The sequence below is a fragment of the Gramella jeungdoensis genome, assembly GCF_023805255.1.
In the GTDB taxonomy this organism is placed as follows: Bacteria; Bacteroidota; Bacteroidia; order Flavobacteriales; family Flavobacteriaceae; genus Christiangramia; species Christiangramia jeungdoensis.
In genome coordinates, this window is record NZ_JAMSCK010000001.1 from 274315 (window position 1) to 291715 (window position 17401).

A 17401-nucleotide genomic window follows, 5' to 3' on the forward strand; every position below is an offset into this window, starting at 1 on the left:
CTTCAAACTCAAATTCTTTAAAGGTGTTTAACAGCGGGATTTGCTTAATTTAACATGAGAGATGATAATTGTTAACTGATTATCACCCGATCATTAGCTTTTAACAGAACATTTACTTCAGGATTTTTAGTAAATTTTTATAAATAAAGAAAGATACTGCGTTTAATTATTTGAACTCTGGCTACCCTTTACCAAATAAAATTATTTAAACACTCTGATTTTCAATAGGTTAAAATCTTTCAAATCTGCGATGGTTTAGCGAAAAATAGCTGTACATTTGCAGCCTTAAAAATAAGGCTATATGACAGCTATAAGAAATATCGCGATTATCGCACACGTTGACCATGGGAAAACTACCCTGGTTGATAAAATAATGCATCATTGTGAACTTTTCCGTGATAATGAATCTACCGGAGAACTGATCCTTGACAATAATGATCTTGAAAGGGAAAGAGGGATTACGATTACCTCAAAGAACGTTTCGGTAACCTACAAGGATACGAAGATCAATATCATAGATACTCCAGGTCACGCCGATTTTGGTGGAGAAGTAGAACGAGTATTAAATATGGCCGATGGTGTACTTCTTTTAGTAGATGCCTTTGAAGGGCCTATGCCACAAACACGATTTGTTCTTCAAAAAGCGATAGATCTTGGCCTTAAGCCTTGTGTGGTTGTGAATAAAGTAGACAAGGAAAACTGTACTCCAGATGAGGTTCATGAAAAAGTTTTTGACCTGATGTTTGAGCTTGGTGCTGAAGAATGGCAGTTGGACTTCCCAACCGTGTATGGTTCTGCAAAGAACAACTGGATGAGTGAAGACTGGAAGCACCAGACCGAGAATATTGAGCCTTTGCTTGATATGGTTATTGAACATATACCGGCTCCGAAGGTGGACCTGGAAGGAACCCCACAAATGCTTATCACTTCTCTTGACTTTTCTTCCTTTACCGGAAGAATTGCTATTGGACGTTTACAAAGAGGAACTTTGAAGGAAAATCAGCAGGTTTCTTTAGTAAAAAGAGATGGTAGCATTAAGAAAACGAAAATCAAGGAATTACATACTTTTGAAGGTTTAGGCCGTAGGAAGATTGATGAAGTTCAGGCCGGTGATATTTGTGCGGTGGTTGGACTGGAAGGTTTCGAGATAGGGGATACCATTGCCGATATCGAAAATCCTGAAGGGCTTAAGACCATCGCGATCGATGAGCCTACCATGAGTATGCTATTTACCATTAACGATTCTCCATTCTTTGGAAAAGATGGAAAATTTGTGACTTCAAGGCATATAAAGGAAAGACTTTATAAAGAACTTGAGAAGAACCTGGCTTTGAGAGTTGAAGAGACTGATAGCGCTGATAAATTTATGGTTTACGGTAGAGGTGTACTTCACTTATCTGTTCTTATCGAGACAATGAGACGTGAAGGCTATGAGCTTCAGATTGGCCAGCCGCAGGTTATCATCAAGGAAATAGATGGTGTTAAGTGCGAGCCGATTGAAGAACTTACTATTGATCTTCCGGAAGAAGTTTCAGGTAAAGCAGTGGAAATGGTGACCATGCGAAAAGGAGAGATGCTGAGTATGGAAGCGCGCGGTGACAGGATGAATATTCAATTCCTTATTCCTTCTAGAGGAATTATAGGATTGAGAAACCAGCTTCTGACGGCTACGGCCGGAGAAGCGATCATGGCTCACAGATATAAGGAATATCAGCCGTTAAAAGGAAATATCCCCGGCAGAACTAACGGTTCTCTTGTTTCTATGGAAAAAGGTACGGCGATTCCTTACTCAATTGATAAACTTCAGGAGAGAGGAAAGTTTTTTATAGATCCGGGAGAGGAGATCTATGAAGGCCAGGTTATAGGTGAAAACTCAAGACAGGATGATCTTGTGGTGAATGTGACCAAGACCAAAAAACTTTCGAATGTTCGTTCTTCCGGAGCCGATGAAAAGGCGAAGATTGTTCCGGCCATTAAATTCTCACTAGAGGAGGCTTTGGAATATATTCAGAAAGATGAATATGTGGAAGTTACTCCAAATCATTTAAGATTGAGAAAGGTTCTTCTTACAGAGAACGAAAGAAAAAGAGCTAAAGCTATTTAGAAAATAAATTCAATTATTCTAAAGCCTGCCGGAAGGCGGGCTTTTTTATCTTATGTTATGACTGAAATTTTAGGTGTTTCCCTTACCGAGTGGATTGGTTATGCAGCCTCTTTATTTGTTCTTCTATCATTTTTGATGAGAAATATTGTAACATTACGTTCTGTGAACATAATTGGCTGTTCCTTCTTTGTTGTTTATGGTGTTTTACTTAACAGCTGGCCTATTATAATTACAAACCTTGCTATTGCGGGTGTGAATTTCTATTACCTGTTTATCAATAAAAGGAAAAAGCCTGCCTCTGAAGCCTGATCAGCGATTGTATTTACTTTTGGCAGCGATCGCGGCGCCCAGAATGCCGGAGTCATTACGCAGTTGGGCAGGTATAAGTCTGGTATCTACATCCAGATAATCTTCAAACTTGTCCCAATCATTGGAAATACCTCCTCCTACTATTATCACATCGGGGTTTAATATCCTGTAAACGTGATTCAAAAAGATATTGAACCTATACCCCCAGTCCTTATAACTTAGGTTTTCTTCGGTCTTTACTGAAGATGCAGCCCATTCTTCTATCTTTTCATATTCTTTATAAGGAATCTGGCCGAGTTCAAAATTTGGAATAAGTTCTCCGTGCAAGTAAGCTCCACTTCCAAGGCCTGTACCCACAGTTATCATTATAGCAAATCCTGTGGCATCACGACCCGCCCCGAATTTTATTTCGGCAAGTCCGGCGGCATCGGCATCGTTGATTACCGTAAATTCCTGGCTGGTGGTTTTTTCGAAAAGTCCATCCACATCCACATCCAGCCACTTACGGCTCAGGTTTCCCTCGTGTTTACAAATACCTTTTTTCACGATAGTTGGAAATCCGCATCCCACAATGCCAGTATATGAAAAATGATCCAGCATTTCTTTAACGGCCTGGGCCATTTCTTCGGGTTCGCGGTCTTCGGGAGTTTGGATCTTATGCGAGGGTGTAACTAGCGAACCAGACTCAACATTCACAATTGCTCCTTTAAGACTGGAGCCTCCTATGTCTATACCTAATATTTCCATCCCGTAAAATTGAATGATCTACAATTTATCAAAAATCTGCCCGTGAAAAAAGACTTTTAGGGAATGTTTAGGTTTATAGTCAGGGCTCAGAAGTTACATAGAGCATTTCGGCTTTGCTCAGTGCAAGCTCCGCCGAGTATGACTTGAAAGTTTAGTAGAGAAGTGTCTTAAAAAAAGAATGAGTTTGCTTCGTTGCGTTGCTCCTCGCAAAGACGTTAAAAAAGCTAAACGGAATTCTGTATTGAGCTGTCACTGCGATCCCTATGTAGTCGGGAAGCGATCTCCCTGAACTGTCACTGCGAGCATAGCGACGCAGTCTCTTATTGGTTTCTGTGGTAGAGAGTTCAGGGTGACGAAGGACTATACCGATTTCTGAACCACCTCAAAAACCCTTTGCCCGTCACATTTCAATGTTTTGGAAGGGTATTTCAATAGAAGCGCGTAATCGTGAGTGGCCATAAGAATGGTATTTCCATTCTTACTTATTTCCTGGAGTACCTCCATTACTTCAACCGAAGTTTGCGGATCCAGGTTTCCGGTAGGCTCATCGGCGAGGATCAGTTCCGGATCATTTAGAAGTGCACGGGCAATGGCCACGCGCTGTTGTTCTCCTCCTGAAAGCTGGTAAGGGAACTTAAACCCTTTGGTCTTCATTCCTACCTTGTTCAGCACCTCATCGATCTTATGATCCATGGCAGTTTTATCTTTCCAGCCCGTTGCTTTCAGTACAAAAAGAAGGTTGTCTTTTACATTCCTGTCAGTAAGCAGTTTGAAATCCTGGAATACGACTCCCAGTTTTCTGCGAAGAAAGGGAATATCCTTTTCCTTTAATGTCCTGAGGTTAAAATCAACGATATGGCCTTCACCTTCGGTAAGCGGAAGATCGCCATAGAGAGTTTTCATAAAACTACTTTTTCCCGTTCCGGTCTTTCCGATGAGGTAAACAAAATCTCCTTTGTTCACCGTAACATCTACTTCAGATAAAATTAAGGCTTCCCGTTGATAGATCGCCGCGTTTTTCAGTTCCAGAACAGTTTCAGACATGGATAGCTAACGTTGATTCGGATTGTAAAATTATTCCCAAATATACATTTTTCAAAAGGGGGCTACATACTTTTTTTTGTATTAACATAATTATAGAACTTAATGAGCGTTATAGAAGCAAGCTTTAAATTATCTTTGAATTCCAATCTAAAATGCAATAAATGACACTTAAAAGAGCTTATCTGCTAGTCGTTTTTATATCTTTCTCATTTTCCGCGATTTGCCAGCAGTCTGCCGTATACACTCATGATCTGGCTGACTTTAACCGGGCACTGGAATTGTACAATAATGAACAATATCTGGCTGCTCAGAACCTTTTTGATGAGGTAATGGACGAGACCGATGATGAGAAGATCAAAGGCGATGCAGCATATTATATTGCCAATGCGGCTGTAAGACTTAATCAGCCCGGAGCCGACAGGCTCATGGAGCAATTCGTTACGAGATATCCTACCAGTACCAAGACCAATTCAGCTTACCTTGATGTTGCCGATTATTATTTCCAGACCGGGAAATATGCACTTGCCAGAAGATGGTATGACCGAGTGGATGAAAATGCCATGAGCCGTAAGGATCGCGAAAGATTTTATTTCAATAACGGTTATGCTTATTTCCGCGCAAATCAGTTTGATGAGGCTCAGACCTATCTCAACAGGGTAAGGGATTCAAAGCAATATGGAGCTCAGGCTAAATACTATCTTGGGTATATTGCTTATGAAGGAGACGATTACGAAGAAGCTAACGAATATTTTGAAGAAGTAAAAGGGAACGAACGTTATACCGAAGATCTTTCCTATTTCCAGGCCGATATGAACTTTAAGCTTGGGAATTTTGAAAAGGCCATAGAACAGGGACTTGAACAGTTGCCAAAATCTAACAGGCAGGAACTTTCAGAACTTAATAAGATCATTGGAGAAAGCTACTTCAACCTTGAGGAATATGACAAGGCTATCCCTTATTTAAAGGAATATAACGGCATGCGTGGTAAATGGAACAATACCGATTACTACCAGCTGGGATATGCCTATTACAAGCAGGGTAATTATGAAGCGGCTATCAACGAATTCAACAAGATCGTGGATGGTAAGAATGCCATAGCACAGAATGCCTATTATCACCTGGCACAATCTTATCTTGAGTCAGGCCAGAAGCAACAGGCGCTGAACGCATTCAAGAATGCCAGCGAGATGGAATTCGATGCGAAGATCCAGCAGGATGCAATGCTGAATTATGCGAAACTGAGCTATGAAATAGGGAATTCATATGAGAGTCCGTCGCAGGTACTTATAAACTACCTGAACAAATATCCCGACTCCGAGAACCGTCAGGAAATGGAAACACTTTTGATAGACTCTTTCATCACTTCCAAGAATTATGAGGAAGCGATGAGGTTGCTGGAAAATAACAGAAACTTCAGTGATAAACAGGCCTATCAGAAAGTTGCATATTTCTACGGGCTGGAACTTTATGAAGAAGGAGATTATTACGGGGCTATCGAGAATTTTGATAAGGCACTTAAAGAGCCAAGAGATCAGAACATCACCGCGAGGGCTACTTTCTGGAAAGCAGAAAGTGAATATAACGTAAACCGTATGGATGATGCGATTCTTGGATACCGTGAATTCAAAGGAATGAGTGCTGCAAGAGGAACCGATGAATATGATGACCTGGATTACAATATTGGATATGCTTATTTCAAGAAGAATGATTATTCACAGGCCGTAAACTATTTCAAGAACTATGTTGCCAGCTCTAGTGCTGAAGGAGCCAAAAAGAATGACGCCCTGCTCAGACTTGGAGATACTTATTATGTTACAAGTCAGTACTGGCCTGCTATGGAAGCCTATCAGAACGCCATTAACAATGGAGTTAGCAATGCCGATTACGCCGCTTTTCAGAAAGCTATCAGTTATGGTTTTGTAGAGCGTAACGATACCAAAATTGACGAACTGAATAGCTTCTTAAGTAAATATCCTCGTTCTTCTTATCGGGATGATGCCATGTACGAATTAGGAAATACCTATGTTTCTAAAAATAATACCTCGCAGGCTATACAGTCTTATAACCGACTTATAAGAGATGTACCTAAGAGTGCACTTGTGCCTAAAGCTATGCTTAGACAGGGGCTTATTTATTACAATAATAATGAAGGAAACAAGGCCCTTGAAAGATTAAGAAAAGTGGTGGCCGAATATCCTAATACTCCGGAAGCCAAGCAGGCAGTTTCAACTGCGAGAAATGTGTATGTTGATCTTGGCCGTACCGATGAATATGCCAGCTGGGTTAGAAATATCGATTTTGTTGAGGTAAGTGATGCCGATCTTGATAATACCACCTATGAAGCTGCAGAAAATCAGTATCTGAACAATAATACCGAAAAGGCGATCGCGAATTTTGAAAAATACATTCAGAACTTCCCGAACGGAATTCACTCGATAAATGCCAATTTCTACCTGGCACAATTATATTACCGAAACGGACAAGTTGAGAAGTCGATTCCAAACTATCAATATGTGACTTCCAAGCCAAAGAATGAATTTTCAGAACAGGCTTTGGCAAGATTATCACAGATATATCTTGAGAAAAAGGATTATGCCCAGGCGCTTCCGTTACTTGAAAAACTGGAGAAGCAGGCCGATAATGAGCAGAATGTAGTATTTGCCCAGCAAAACCTGATGAAGTCTTATTATGAGACCGGTAATTTCAACAAAGCGAATGAATATGCAGAAAAAGTGCTGAACAACTCCAGCGCTGAGACCGAAGCAAGAAATGATGCACGGGTCATGGTTGCCAGGGCAGCGATAAAAGCTGGAAATGACAGCAAGGCACGTTCAGCTTATAAGGAAGTGCAGAAGACCGCAACCGGTGAACTTGGGGCAGAGGCGCTTTATTACGATGCTTATTTCAAACACAAGGATGGTAATTACGAAGCTTCTAACGCCGCTGTTCAGGTGCTGGCCAAAGATTTCTCAGGCTATAAATTATGGGGAGCGAAAGGTCTGGTATTGATGGCGAAAAATTTCTATGCTCTAGATGATGCCTACCAGGCCACCTATATTCTGGAGAACGTGACCAAGAACTTCCAGAAATATCCTGAGATCGTTCAGGAAGCCAAAGCCGAATTAGCCAAAATCAAAGCCCAGGAAGCAAAAACCAATTCTTCCGTAGAAACAAATAACTAAACTTAATCTAATAGATTCACTGCTATATGCGATTTAAAGCAATCAAGAAAAATCTGTTCTTTAGTCTGTTCATATTTAGCGGGATCCTCTATGCGCAGGACCCAATTGGTAGCGAAACAGTAACTGTAGTAAAACCCTATACCCCATCGGTAAGCGATGCGAACAAAATAAAGGAAACGCCCAGCAGGAACGATTCAGTAAGCCTTCAGAAGAAAGAAGTACAGTATTCGATATTTTCAGTGCCGGTAGCTTCAACCTTTACTCCAGCAAAGGGAAGAGCGACCACGGTGGAAAGAGAAAGACCTCCAAAGGTTTATGATAACTATGCCACGCTGGGATTCGGAAATTATTCAAATGTCCTGGCCGAATTCTATTCGAATCTCGAAATAGACCGAAGCAGTAATTTTGGAATTTACCTGAATCATAATTCCTCCCAGGGAGGAATAGAAGGGGTAGAACTTGACGACAAGTTCTACGATACCGAAATGAACCTGAGCTATAATACCAGGAATCGTGATCTTGGCTGGATGGCTGAAGTAGGAGGAGAGCACCAGTTATTCAACTGGTACGGTCTGCCGGAATATAATGTTTCCACCCCTGCCGAATTGGCTGAACTTGATCCTGCACAGAACTACTACTCAGTTTACGTAGGTAGTGAAATTGAACTTTACGATTCTTTCTTTGATAGTGCAAAGGCACGTTTCCGCCATTCGGGAGACTCTTATAGTACCGCCGAAAACCATTTTAACGCGGAAGGCCTTTTTGAGATTGAGATCGCCGATGAACTCATCTCAACCAAACTGGGTGCCGATATTGTGAATGGAAAGTTCGACAGAATGTATGATTCCAATATAGGATATGACTATACATTTATGAACTTCAACTTTAATCCAAGCCTTTTAATCCTTAGAGATGATCTGAGTATTGACCTTGGAGTGAATTTCGTATATGGCCTGGATGCTGAAGCCAGTGACGGGAGTTTTTATATCTATCCGGCAGTTTCGGCCAGTTACAGGCTTGCCGGCGATTACTTCACGGCTTACGCGGGTATAGATGGAAATCTTCAGCAGAACACCTATTACAACTTTTTCCAGGAGAATCCATACGTCTCTCCAACGCTGGATATAATGCCTACCGATAATGAGTATAAAGGATATATCGGTGGAAAAGGAAAATTCAGCAATGCGGTTTCCTATAATTTGAGGGGAAGCTATAAGTCACAATTCAATAAGGCATTGTTCAAGAAGAATTATGATGCTTCAACCCTGGAAGGAGAGGCTTATACTTATGGAAACAGTTTTGAAGTGGTCTATGATGACGTAAAGACTCTTTCTTTCTATGGGGAACTGAATGTGGATGTGAATCGTGATTTCAGATTAGGAATAAATGCTGAAGTCTTTGATTATACTACAGATGAAGAGACGGAGGCATGGAACCTGCCAAATATGAAGGCCAGCCTTAATGCAGATTACCAGATCACTGAAAAATGGTATACAGGCGCTAATTTATTCTACGTAGGGGAGCGCAAGGACGAGGCCCGTTCTATTAGTCTCGTTTTTGATGATCCCGTAGTTACCCTGGATAGTTATTTTGATGCGAATGCCCATCTTGGGTATCGCTTTAACGAACAGCTTTCAGCGTTTGTAAAAGGGAGCAATCTTTTAGATAATAATTATCAGAAATGGCTGGATTATGATGTTCAGGGAATTCAGTTTCTGGCAGGAGCCACTTACAAGTTCGATTTTTAAGATCTAATTGTTTAGATTCTTTAATAGGTCACCCGGGGTGTAAATTTTGTTGTTCTTAATGACAAACTTGATGCTCCGGGTGTTTTTTATTTCCTCCAGCGGATTCTTTTCCAAAACGATCATGTCGGCTATTTTTCCTTTTTCAAGACTTCCGTAACTATCTTCCAGACCGAAGAATTTGGGTCCGTTGATAAATGAAGTTTCCAGAGCTTGCGCCGGAGTTAATCCTGAATTAACCATGGCCTCCAATTCAAGATGAAGTGACTCCCCTGAATAGACAAAAGAATTAAAGGCCCCGGAATCTGATCCGGCCAGGATGTTCACATTATTCTCGTACATAGGAACCACCATGGAAGCAAAAAGTTCGTCCAGGCCTTCCTTGAAATTACTGCCGGAGGCCTTAGCTCTTTTAGCACCTTGTATTCGTTTCTGATAGGTTTTCTGGATGCCTTCGCCTACATAATTTCTTAGCGAATCCTTGCTATGGTCGTCTTTAAGAATATTGGCCAGAACCTTATTAATATGAAGGGTAAGAGTGACGCTCACATCATTTGCGGCTAGTTTCGTATATACTTCATTTGCCAGTTCTTCATCATGGCTTTCAGCAATTTGAGGCATCATCTGGTATCCCACGCCGGCCCTGGAAAGACTATCGGCCAGAGGAGAGCCTGCTTTTGCGATATAATATAAATGCTCTACCCCATCCAGGCCATGATCTACGGCAGTCAGCAGACGCGCACTCATCGGTACATGACTGGTAGTTTTTAAACCTCTTGCTTCAGCTTTGTCTATGATGTCATAATAAGTTTCTGCTGTTAAACTACCGTCGTAGATCTTTACATAATCCACATTGATTTTTTCGAGGGAATCTAGGGCCTTACCGATCTCTTCAGAATTTGTAACCGGTATAGAACCTTCCCAGGCCGGATTCTCCCCGTCCAGTTTGGTGCCACTCGTGAAAATATGAGGTCCGGCCAGACTACCTTCTAAAATACTTTTCTTCCAATCAAGAACCGCCGGAGTAATATCACCTCCGGCATCCCTTACAGTCGTAACTCCATAAGCAAGGAAGAGCTTTAACAATTCCTTATTCTCTTGAATAAGACTGTCACCACCTCTAAAATGTACATGCATGTCCCAGAGTCCGGGCATTACAAAATTATTTTCCGCATCCAGTACCTCGGAGGATTCATACTCTTCAATTTCCTCCATATTCTCAACTAGTTGAATGGTGTTATTGCTAATAGCGAGGAATCTTTTTTCATAGATCTGATCTTTTGCTATATCTACGATGCTCGCATTAGTGATGAGCAGGTCAAAACTTCTTTTCTTTTCCTCTTCTTTGCAGGAAAGAAATAGAAAAAGAATAAAACAGCTGAATATGATTTTTTTCATTTGAAGTATTTTATTGATAAGCCATTCCTAAATATGCCACCCAGTGGGTAGGTTTTGAGGGAGCGGTTGTTCCCATTCCAAGATCTTTTACAGGAATATGTTCATTCCTGAGGCTGGAACGGTAATCGATAATTTTTCCCTGCAGATCCTCATTATTGATGAGCCTGTTCAGCTTGTTGGCGAAAAGAAGTCCGAAAGGGACTGAATATCTGCCGCACCAGGTCCATTTATATTCTTTATAATTATATTCCTGGACTGTGTAATTGTTAAAATCCCTTATTTTTTCTTCTGAAAGTTCATCTTTCAGGGTCTCGTCAATTATCCTGAGATCTTTCTCGTGAGCTTTCCGGTTTCCGGTTTCATCTGTGCCGAAAGGAGCCAGATTACTGCCACCCCAGTCCTCGCTTCCATAATGTATCGCATCGTTAGAGATCACTACTGAAAGATCTTCGCCATAACTAAGGCCTTCTTCCTGCATTATTTCAGATAAAGCCCGGGCCAGCATTTCTGAAAATTTCTGCATGTCCTCAAACTTCATATAAGGCACAAGTAGAGGAAGTATTTTAATTTTTCGGTTCTGATACTGCAGAAATGGAACTATTGCTTCCAGGGAATGCTCCAGCTGCATCATATCGTTATGAACCACACAGGACTCACTGGGAATTTTTTCGAGAAGTCTGTCCCTTAATGGAGAGATATCTACGTTTCCGTAAGGTGCCTCCCATGCGTCATACGATCCAAAGATCAGTTTGTCCTGTAGTTCATAATTCCTCGCACGGTGAGCAACACCAATCAATACCACCGTATTCGCTTTTATTCCGGAAAGGGTTTTAGCGTATAGACCGGCTGCATATTTATAATCGTCATGAGGACTTATAACTGCTTTATAGATTTCATTAACCGGCTTTTTATCTGAATTATCTATTCTGGAAATGATGCTGTCCATCTGCCAGCCATGTTTGGCAAAGCCTATGGAATCATGAAATTCTCTTATTTGATATTCTGAGGAATGTTGAGCGGAAAGGCTAAGGCAGGTTAAGAACAGGAATACACAGATTTTTAATTTCATTAAAAAGGGATTTTTAAAGATGCTGCTTTTCTACGAAGCATTCTAAAATATCAATTTATTCCCAAATAGTTAGAGAAAACTGATTATTTCAGCCATCGCTCGATAGTTCTGAAACACTTTCTTTATTTTTAGCTAAAATTTTATGAAATGAATAAACTAATCGGTTTAATAAGTCTTATTGTTTTGTTGTCCAGCTGTGAATCAAACAGAGAAAAAGCAGATCTGCTGGTCTTCAATGCAAATGTCTATACGGTTAATGGTAATTTTGAAAAAGCAGAAGCCTTTGCGGTAAAGGATGGTAAATTTCTCGAAATTGCTCCAATAGATGCCTTACGGGAAAAATATGAATTCACCGAAGAGGTAGACGCTGGTGGTAAGGCTGTTTATCCTGGCTTTATTGATGCCCATGCTCACTTTTACGGTCTTGGAATGCAACAACAGCGTGTAGATGTTACTGGAACTAAAAGTTTCGAGGAGGTCGTAATGAAAGTCGTGGAGTTTCAACAGAAGAATCGCGTAGATTTTATTGTAGGACGTGGCTGGGATCAGAATGACTGGGAGATCAAGGAATTCCCGGTGAAGGATACACTTGACCGCCTATTTCCGGATACCCCTGTTGCTCTTACCAGAATAGATGGCCATGCCATGCTTGTGAACCAGGCTGCACTTGATGCTGCGAATATTACTACTGAAACTAAATTCGAAGGAGGGGATATCGAGCAAAAAGACGGTAAACTCACCGGAATCCTGGTAGATAATCCTATGATGCTCATTGAAAAGATCACCGACGATGTTGACCTTGATACCCAGGCGGAAGCGCTGCGTGATGCCCAGGCGATCTGTTTTGGTTACGGACTAACCACCGTGGATGATGCGGGAATAGACAGGGAGATTATAGAACTGATTGACAGTCTTAACAATTCAGGAGAATTAAAGATCAGGATCTATGCTATGGTGAGCAATACTAAAGAGAATCTTGATTATTACCTTGATAAAGGGCCATATAAGACGGATAGGTTGAATGTACGATCAGTGAAATTCTACGGAGACGGCGCGCTTGGATCAAGGGGGGCAGCCTTAAAAGATGAATATTCCGACAGGCCCGGGCATTTTGGTGCTTTATTATCTCCTGTTTCAGAATTTAAAGCCACTGCTGAAAGGATCGCCAGATCTGAATTTCAAATGAACACTCATGCTATTGGTGATTCTGCCAATTACCTTGTTCTCAAAACTTACGATTCACTCTTAAATACCGGGGATGACCGCCGATGGAGAGTAGAGCATTCTCAGGTAATAGATTCTTCCGATTTTCATTATTTCAGTAAGAATATCATTCCGTCGGTACAGCCAACTCATGCCACAAGCGATATGTACTGGGCTGAAGACAGATTGGGAGAAGAGCGAATCAAAGGGGCTTATGCCTATAAGAAATTGCTGGACCAGGCTGGTCTTGTAGCTCTGGGAACCGATTTTCCGGTGGAACAGGTGAATCCGTTTCTAACATTTTACGCTGCGGTAGATCGCCAGGATACCGAAAATTATCCGGAAGGAGGCTTTATGAAGGAACAGGCGCTTAGCAGAGAAGAAACCCTGAAGGGTATGACCATCTGGGCAGCCTATTCGAATTTTGAAGAAGACGAAAAGGGAAGTATAGAACCAGGAAAATTTGCCGATTTTGTGATCCTTGATCGTGATATTATGGAGGTTGAGATAGATAGTGTTCCCGAAACCCAAGTACTGCACACTTTTGTGAACGGAGAGCAGGTGTATAAAAATTAAACTGGGTATCTTTGCACTTTATATAAAACCAATAAAATGAACGACGGATTATATGCCAAATTCCATACCTCAAAAGGAGAGATTCTTGTAGAGCTGGAATACGAAAAAACTCCGGGCACGGTTGGGAACTTTGTAGGCCTTGCCGAAGGAAAGATCAATAACGAAGCAAAAGACCAGGGAGAACCATATTACGATGGACTGAAATTTCACAGGGTGATCCCCGATTTTATGATCCAGGGTGGCGATCCCCAGGGTACTGGTGCCGGAGGACCAGGTTATAAATTTGATGATGAGATCCATCCGGACCTGAAGCATGATGCGCCGGGTAAATTATCAATGGCGAATGCCGGGCCTGGAACCAATGGTAGTCAGTTCTTCATTACCCATGTGGAAACCCCTTGGCTTGATGGAAAACATACGGTTTTCGGAAATGTGGTAGAAGGCCAGGAAGTGGTAGATAAGATACAGCAGGGAGATAAGATCGAGAAACTTGAGATCATCCGTGAAGGATCAGAAGCCGAAAACTTTAATGCTGAAAAGGCTTTTGAGGAATTTAATGCTGAAAAAGCCAAAAGAGAAGAGGAAGCGAAAAGGAAAGCTGAAGAGGAACTGGATAAACTTGCCGCAGGTTTTGAAAAGACTTCAAGCGGACTCCGTTACAAGATCATTCAAAAAGGAGACGGTAAGAAAGCCGAAAAAGGTAACAGTGTTTCTGTTCACTATAAAGGTCAGTTGGCCGATGGTACGGTCTTCGATTCTTCATATAAGAGAAATCAACCTCTCGAATTCCCTATTGGGGTAGGCCATGTGATCCCGGGTTGGGACGAAGGAATCCAGTTACTGAGAGTAAGGGATAAGGCCAGGCTTGTGATCCCTTCTCATCTTGCCTACGGAGAAAGAGGAGCAGGAGGAGTTATCCCTCCGAATGCGGTCCTGATCTTTGATGTAGAATTGATGGATGTCAAATAGACTTCCTTATTAAAAATTTGAAATGAAACGCGCTGAGAAATCAGCGCGTTTTTTTATTTTTATATATGACCACAGAAGAACTTGAAAATTTAAAATATCCCATTGGGAAATACGAATTTCCTGATGATGTTTCTCAATCTGTTATTGAGAATTGGATCCAAACCATCGAAGAGTTACCCGGAAAACTGGATAAGGCTATCAGGCCTCTGGATAATGAACAACTGGATACACCTTACCGTACCGATGGCTGGACCATAAGACAGTTGGTTCATCATATTGCTGACAGTCATATGAACGCTCTTCTCAGGTTCAAATGGACACTTACAGAAGATACTCCAACCATAAAAGCTTATGATCAGGATCTGTTTGCAAAGCTAGAAGATAGCATATCGGCACCCGTTGAATATTCACTTGATTTTCTTAGAGGCTTGCATGGAAAATGGGCGTTTCTATTGAAAAGCCTTAGTTCATCAGATTTTGAAAAGGAGTTCGTGCATCCGGAGACAGGAAATAAGATCGTGCTATTAAAGCTTCTGGGAATGTATGCCTGGCATAGTGAACATCATTATGCTCATATCGAGAATATTTTAATTAAAAAAAGCTGGAAATAAATCCAGCCTTTTTATAATAAACTTTACTTCTTCAATTCAGGTTGCGGTGTCATTCTAAGATAAGGTTTCAGGGTCTTATAGCCATTAGGGAACATCTTATCGGCTTCCTCATTGGTCACCGATGGACTTATCACCACATCTTCTCCATGTTTCCAATTGGCGGGAGTCGCCACTTTGTTATATGCTGTTAATTGAAGAGAATCTATTACCCTTAAAATTTCATCGAAATTCCTTCCGGTGCTGGCAGGGTAGGTTATCATTAATTTGATTGTCTTATCCGGCCCTATCACATATACCGATCTTACCGTTTGGGTATCATCTGCTTTGGGGTGGATCATCCCGTAAAGATTTGATACTTTTTTATCTTCATCGGCGATAATAGGAAAATTTACTGTGGTGTTCTGGGTTTCATTGATATCCTTTATCCAGCCTTTATGAGATTCCAATCCGTCAACACTCAGGGCCAGCACTTTCACATTGCGTTTCTCAAACTCCTTTTTATAGTTTGCCACCGTTCCCAGTTCTGTGGTACACACCGGGGTGTAATCTGCAGGGTGGGAGAAGAGCACTCCCCAGCTATCTCCCAGGTAATCATAGAAATTGATCTTTCCTTCGGAAGTTTCGGCATCAAAGTTTGGGGCTTTGTCTCCTAATTTCAACTCACTCATAATCAATGATTTTTAGTTATTAATAAAACCTATTAAATCTATAGGATATTAAAGTTAATAAAAATAAGTTCCGGGAAATTAAAGATTTGGTTAAATTAATTTTTCCATTTTATGTTACAGCCTATACTTGGCTTTTGTATATCTGAAACCTTGCGGTTGTTCAAAACGGCATCCATGGCTTCTCTAAGATCTCTACCACTGGGATGTATACCGTTGCCAGGCCTGCTGTCGTCCATCTGCCCGCGATAGATAAGCTTTAACTCATCATCAAAAAGATAGAAATCGGGTGTGCAAGCGGCATCGTAAGCCTTTGCAATCTCCTGGGTCCCGTCAAACAGATAAGGAAATGAATACTGGTGTTTTGCAGCCACTTCTTTCATCTTTTCTGGCCTGTCTTCGGGATAGCTTTCAATATCATTGCTCATAATGGCAACCGAGCCAAAACCCAGTGGGCGATAATCGTTTGCCAAATGCACTATTTCATCATTCACATGTTTAACAAATGGGCAGTGATTACAAAGAAACATTACCAAAGTTCCCCGTTCACCCCTTACTTCATCCAGTGTATAGAGGTGATCTGTGATAGTGTCCATCAGTTTAAAGCATGGGGCCGTGGTTCCCAGTTGGATCATATTTGAAGCAGTACGCGCCATCTTTTTCCATAAAATTAAAGATTAAAGCCGAATTAATGCCGAATATTCTCTATTTTGATAGTCTTAAATTATCAGTATGGAAGAGATCCAATGGGATGATTTCGAAAAAGTAGAAATGAGAGTAGGAACCATAATTTCTGCTGAAGCATTTCCTGAAGCACGAGATCCTGCATATAAGCTTATAATTGATTTTGGGGATGAGATTGGAGAGAAAAAGTCTTCTGCTCAGATCACCCGCCGTTATACTCAGGAAGAGTTGCATGGGAGACAAATTATTGCCGTGGTAAATTTTCCCGTTAAAAGGATAGCCGGTTTTAAAAGTGAATGCCTTGTACTTGGGGTGATGGGAGAAAACAAGGATGTTGTGCTCTTAAGTCCGGATCAGAGAGTTCCAAATGGTCTTCAAATAGGCTAATTACATACCTTCCTTAAACTTGCGATGTTCATCCAGCAGCTTTTTTATGTCTTTATTATGACCGTAAAGCACCATGATCTCATCTTTATATAGCTTTGTGTCTGCCCTGGCAATACCCTGAACCGTAGATTTATCGGTATCCACACCCATTTCATTCTTTTCATTTTTCACTTTCATAGTGGTAAGAACAATGATATTGAATTGATCTTTTATTTCTAATTCCTTGATGGACTTATCATGATATTCTTTCGGAATCCTGGTTTCAACAATACTATAGCTGCCGTCCAGCTCAAAACTGTCTACCACTCCTTCAAGATTAAGTCTCTTGGCCCATCTTTCGGCGGTTTCTTCTTCGGGATGGATGATCTCATTAATTCCCATGGCTTCAAGTACCGTTTTCTGAAGAGGGTCTACCACACGGCCAATAATCCTTTTCACTTGCATTTTCTGCATGAGGGCTCCGGCCATTATATTAGATCCGGTATTTTCACCAATAGCAATGATCACTACATCTGCATCCTTTAAAGGTAAATTTCCTACCGCTTCCGGATCGGTCGCATCAAGATTTATGGCATGAGTGATCTTTTCCTTGATGTTTTCTATCTTATTCATTCTAATGTCAACACCGATAACTTCATTGCCCATTTCGGTTAGCTTTTCTCCTAAAGCCGATCCAAATTTTCCTAAACCGATGATTATATATTTCAT

At 41.1% G+C, this 17401-nt stretch carries 15 protein-coding genes; 8 read left to right on the top strand and 7 right to left on the bottom strand.

What is annotated here, in order from left to right:
* Positions 1–301 precede the first annotated feature (301 nt).
* Positions 302–2104, top strand: a complete 1803-nt coding sequence (typA, locus tag NE848_RS01325) for a translational GTPase TypA (protein WP_252110414.1) — start codon at positions 302–304, stop codon at positions 2102–2104.
* 57 nt (positions 2105–2161) lie between these two features.
* Entirely contained in the window at positions 2162–2413 is a 252-nt protein-coding gene (locus NE848_RS01330) for a PQ-loop repeat-containing protein (RefSeq protein WP_252110415.1), read from the top strand.
* Here the strand turns inward: NE848_RS01330 and ppgK are convergent, their stop codons facing one another.
* The gene (gene ppgK / locus NE848_RS01335) at positions 2414–3160 is read right to left on the bottom strand and encodes a polyphosphate--glucose phosphotransferase (protein WP_252110416.1); all 747 of its coding nucleotides are present in this window, start codon (positions 3158–3160) and stop codon (positions 2414–2416) included. It lies immediately after the preceding gene.
* Positions 3161–3520: 360 nt separating this feature from the next.
* Positions 3521–4204: a cell division ATP-binding protein FtsE gene (locus NE848_RS01340; RefSeq protein ID WP_131395959.1), complete on the bottom strand. Its 684-nt coding sequence runs from the start codon at positions 4202–4204 to the stop codon at positions 3521–3523.
* A 161-nt stretch (positions 4205–4365) separates the two neighbouring features.
* On the opposite strand from NE848_RS01340, the gene NE848_RS01345 reads away from it, so the two are divergent.
* Together NE848_RS01345 and NE848_RS01350 are read left to right on the top strand one after the other, a co-directional pair.
* Positions 4366–7386, top strand: coding sequence for a tetratricopeptide repeat protein (locus NE848_RS01345; RefSeq protein ID WP_252110417.1), 3021 nt, complete (start codon positions 4366–4368; stop codon positions 7384–7386).
* A gap of 26 nt (positions 7387–7412) precedes the next feature.
* A complete protein-coding gene (locus tag NE848_RS01350; protein ID WP_252110418.1) occupies positions 7413–9134 on the top strand; it encodes a TonB-dependent receptor in 1722 nt (573 codons plus the stop codon).
* A gap of 3 nt (positions 9135–9137) precedes the next feature.
* Here the strand turns inward: NE848_RS01350 and NE848_RS01355 are convergent, their stop codons facing one another.
* Positions 9138–10529 (bottom strand): amidohydrolase family protein, encoded by a 1392-nt coding sequence (locus NE848_RS01355; RefSeq protein ID WP_252110419.1) that lies wholly within the window; start codon positions 10527–10529, stop codon positions 9138–9140.
* 10 nt (positions 10530–10539) lie between these two features.
* On the bottom strand, positions 10540–11598 hold the full coding sequence (amrB, locus tag NE848_RS01360) for an AmmeMemoRadiSam system protein B (RefSeq protein ID WP_252110420.1): 1059 nt from the start codon (positions 11596–11598) through the stop codon (positions 10540–10542).
* Between the two features lie 147 nt (positions 11599–11745).
* On the opposite strand from amrB, the gene NE848_RS01365 reads away from it, so the two are divergent.
* From NE848_RS01365 to NE848_RS01375, 3 genes are all read left to right on the top strand, one after another.
* Positions 11746–13377, top strand: a complete 1632-nt coding sequence (locus NE848_RS01365) for an amidohydrolase (protein WP_252110421.1) — start codon at positions 11746–11748, stop codon at positions 13375–13377.
* A gap of 36 nt (positions 13378–13413) precedes the next feature.
* Positions 13414–14346, top strand: coding sequence for a peptidylprolyl isomerase (locus NE848_RS01370; protein ID WP_252110422.1), 933 nt, complete (start codon positions 13414–13416; stop codon positions 14344–14346).
* 65 nt (positions 14347–14411) lie between these two features.
* The gene (locus tag NE848_RS01375; protein WP_252110423.1) at positions 14412–14957 is read left to right on the top strand and encodes a YfiT family bacillithiol transferase; all 546 of its coding nucleotides are present in this window, start codon (positions 14412–14414) and stop codon (positions 14955–14957) included.
* 23 nt (positions 14958–14980) lie between these two features.
* Here NE848_RS01375 and NE848_RS01380 read toward each other — a convergent pair whose 3' ends face one another.
* Complete coding sequence (locus NE848_RS01380; RefSeq protein ID WP_252110424.1) at positions 14981–15625, bottom strand: peroxiredoxin; 645 nt, start codon at positions 15623–15625, stop codon at positions 14981–14983.
* A 95-nt stretch (positions 15626–15720) separates the two neighbouring features.
* A complete protein-coding gene (locus tag NE848_RS01385; protein WP_252110425.1) occupies positions 15721–16278 on the bottom strand; it encodes a thioredoxin family protein in 558 nt (185 codons plus the stop codon).
* A gap of 76 nt (positions 16279–16354) precedes the next feature.
* Here NE848_RS01385 and NE848_RS01390 point away from each other — a divergent pair, with 76 nt between their 5' ends.
* A complete protein-coding gene (locus tag NE848_RS01390) occupies positions 16355–16693 on the top strand; it encodes a tRNA-binding protein (RefSeq protein WP_252110426.1) in 339 nt (112 codons plus the stop codon).
* On the opposite strand, the gene NE848_RS01395 is transcribed toward NE848_RS01390, so the two are convergent.
* Positions 16694–17401: a potassium channel family protein gene (locus tag NE848_RS01395; protein ID WP_252110427.1), complete on the bottom strand. Its 708-nt coding sequence runs from the start codon at positions 17399–17401 to the stop codon at positions 16694–16696.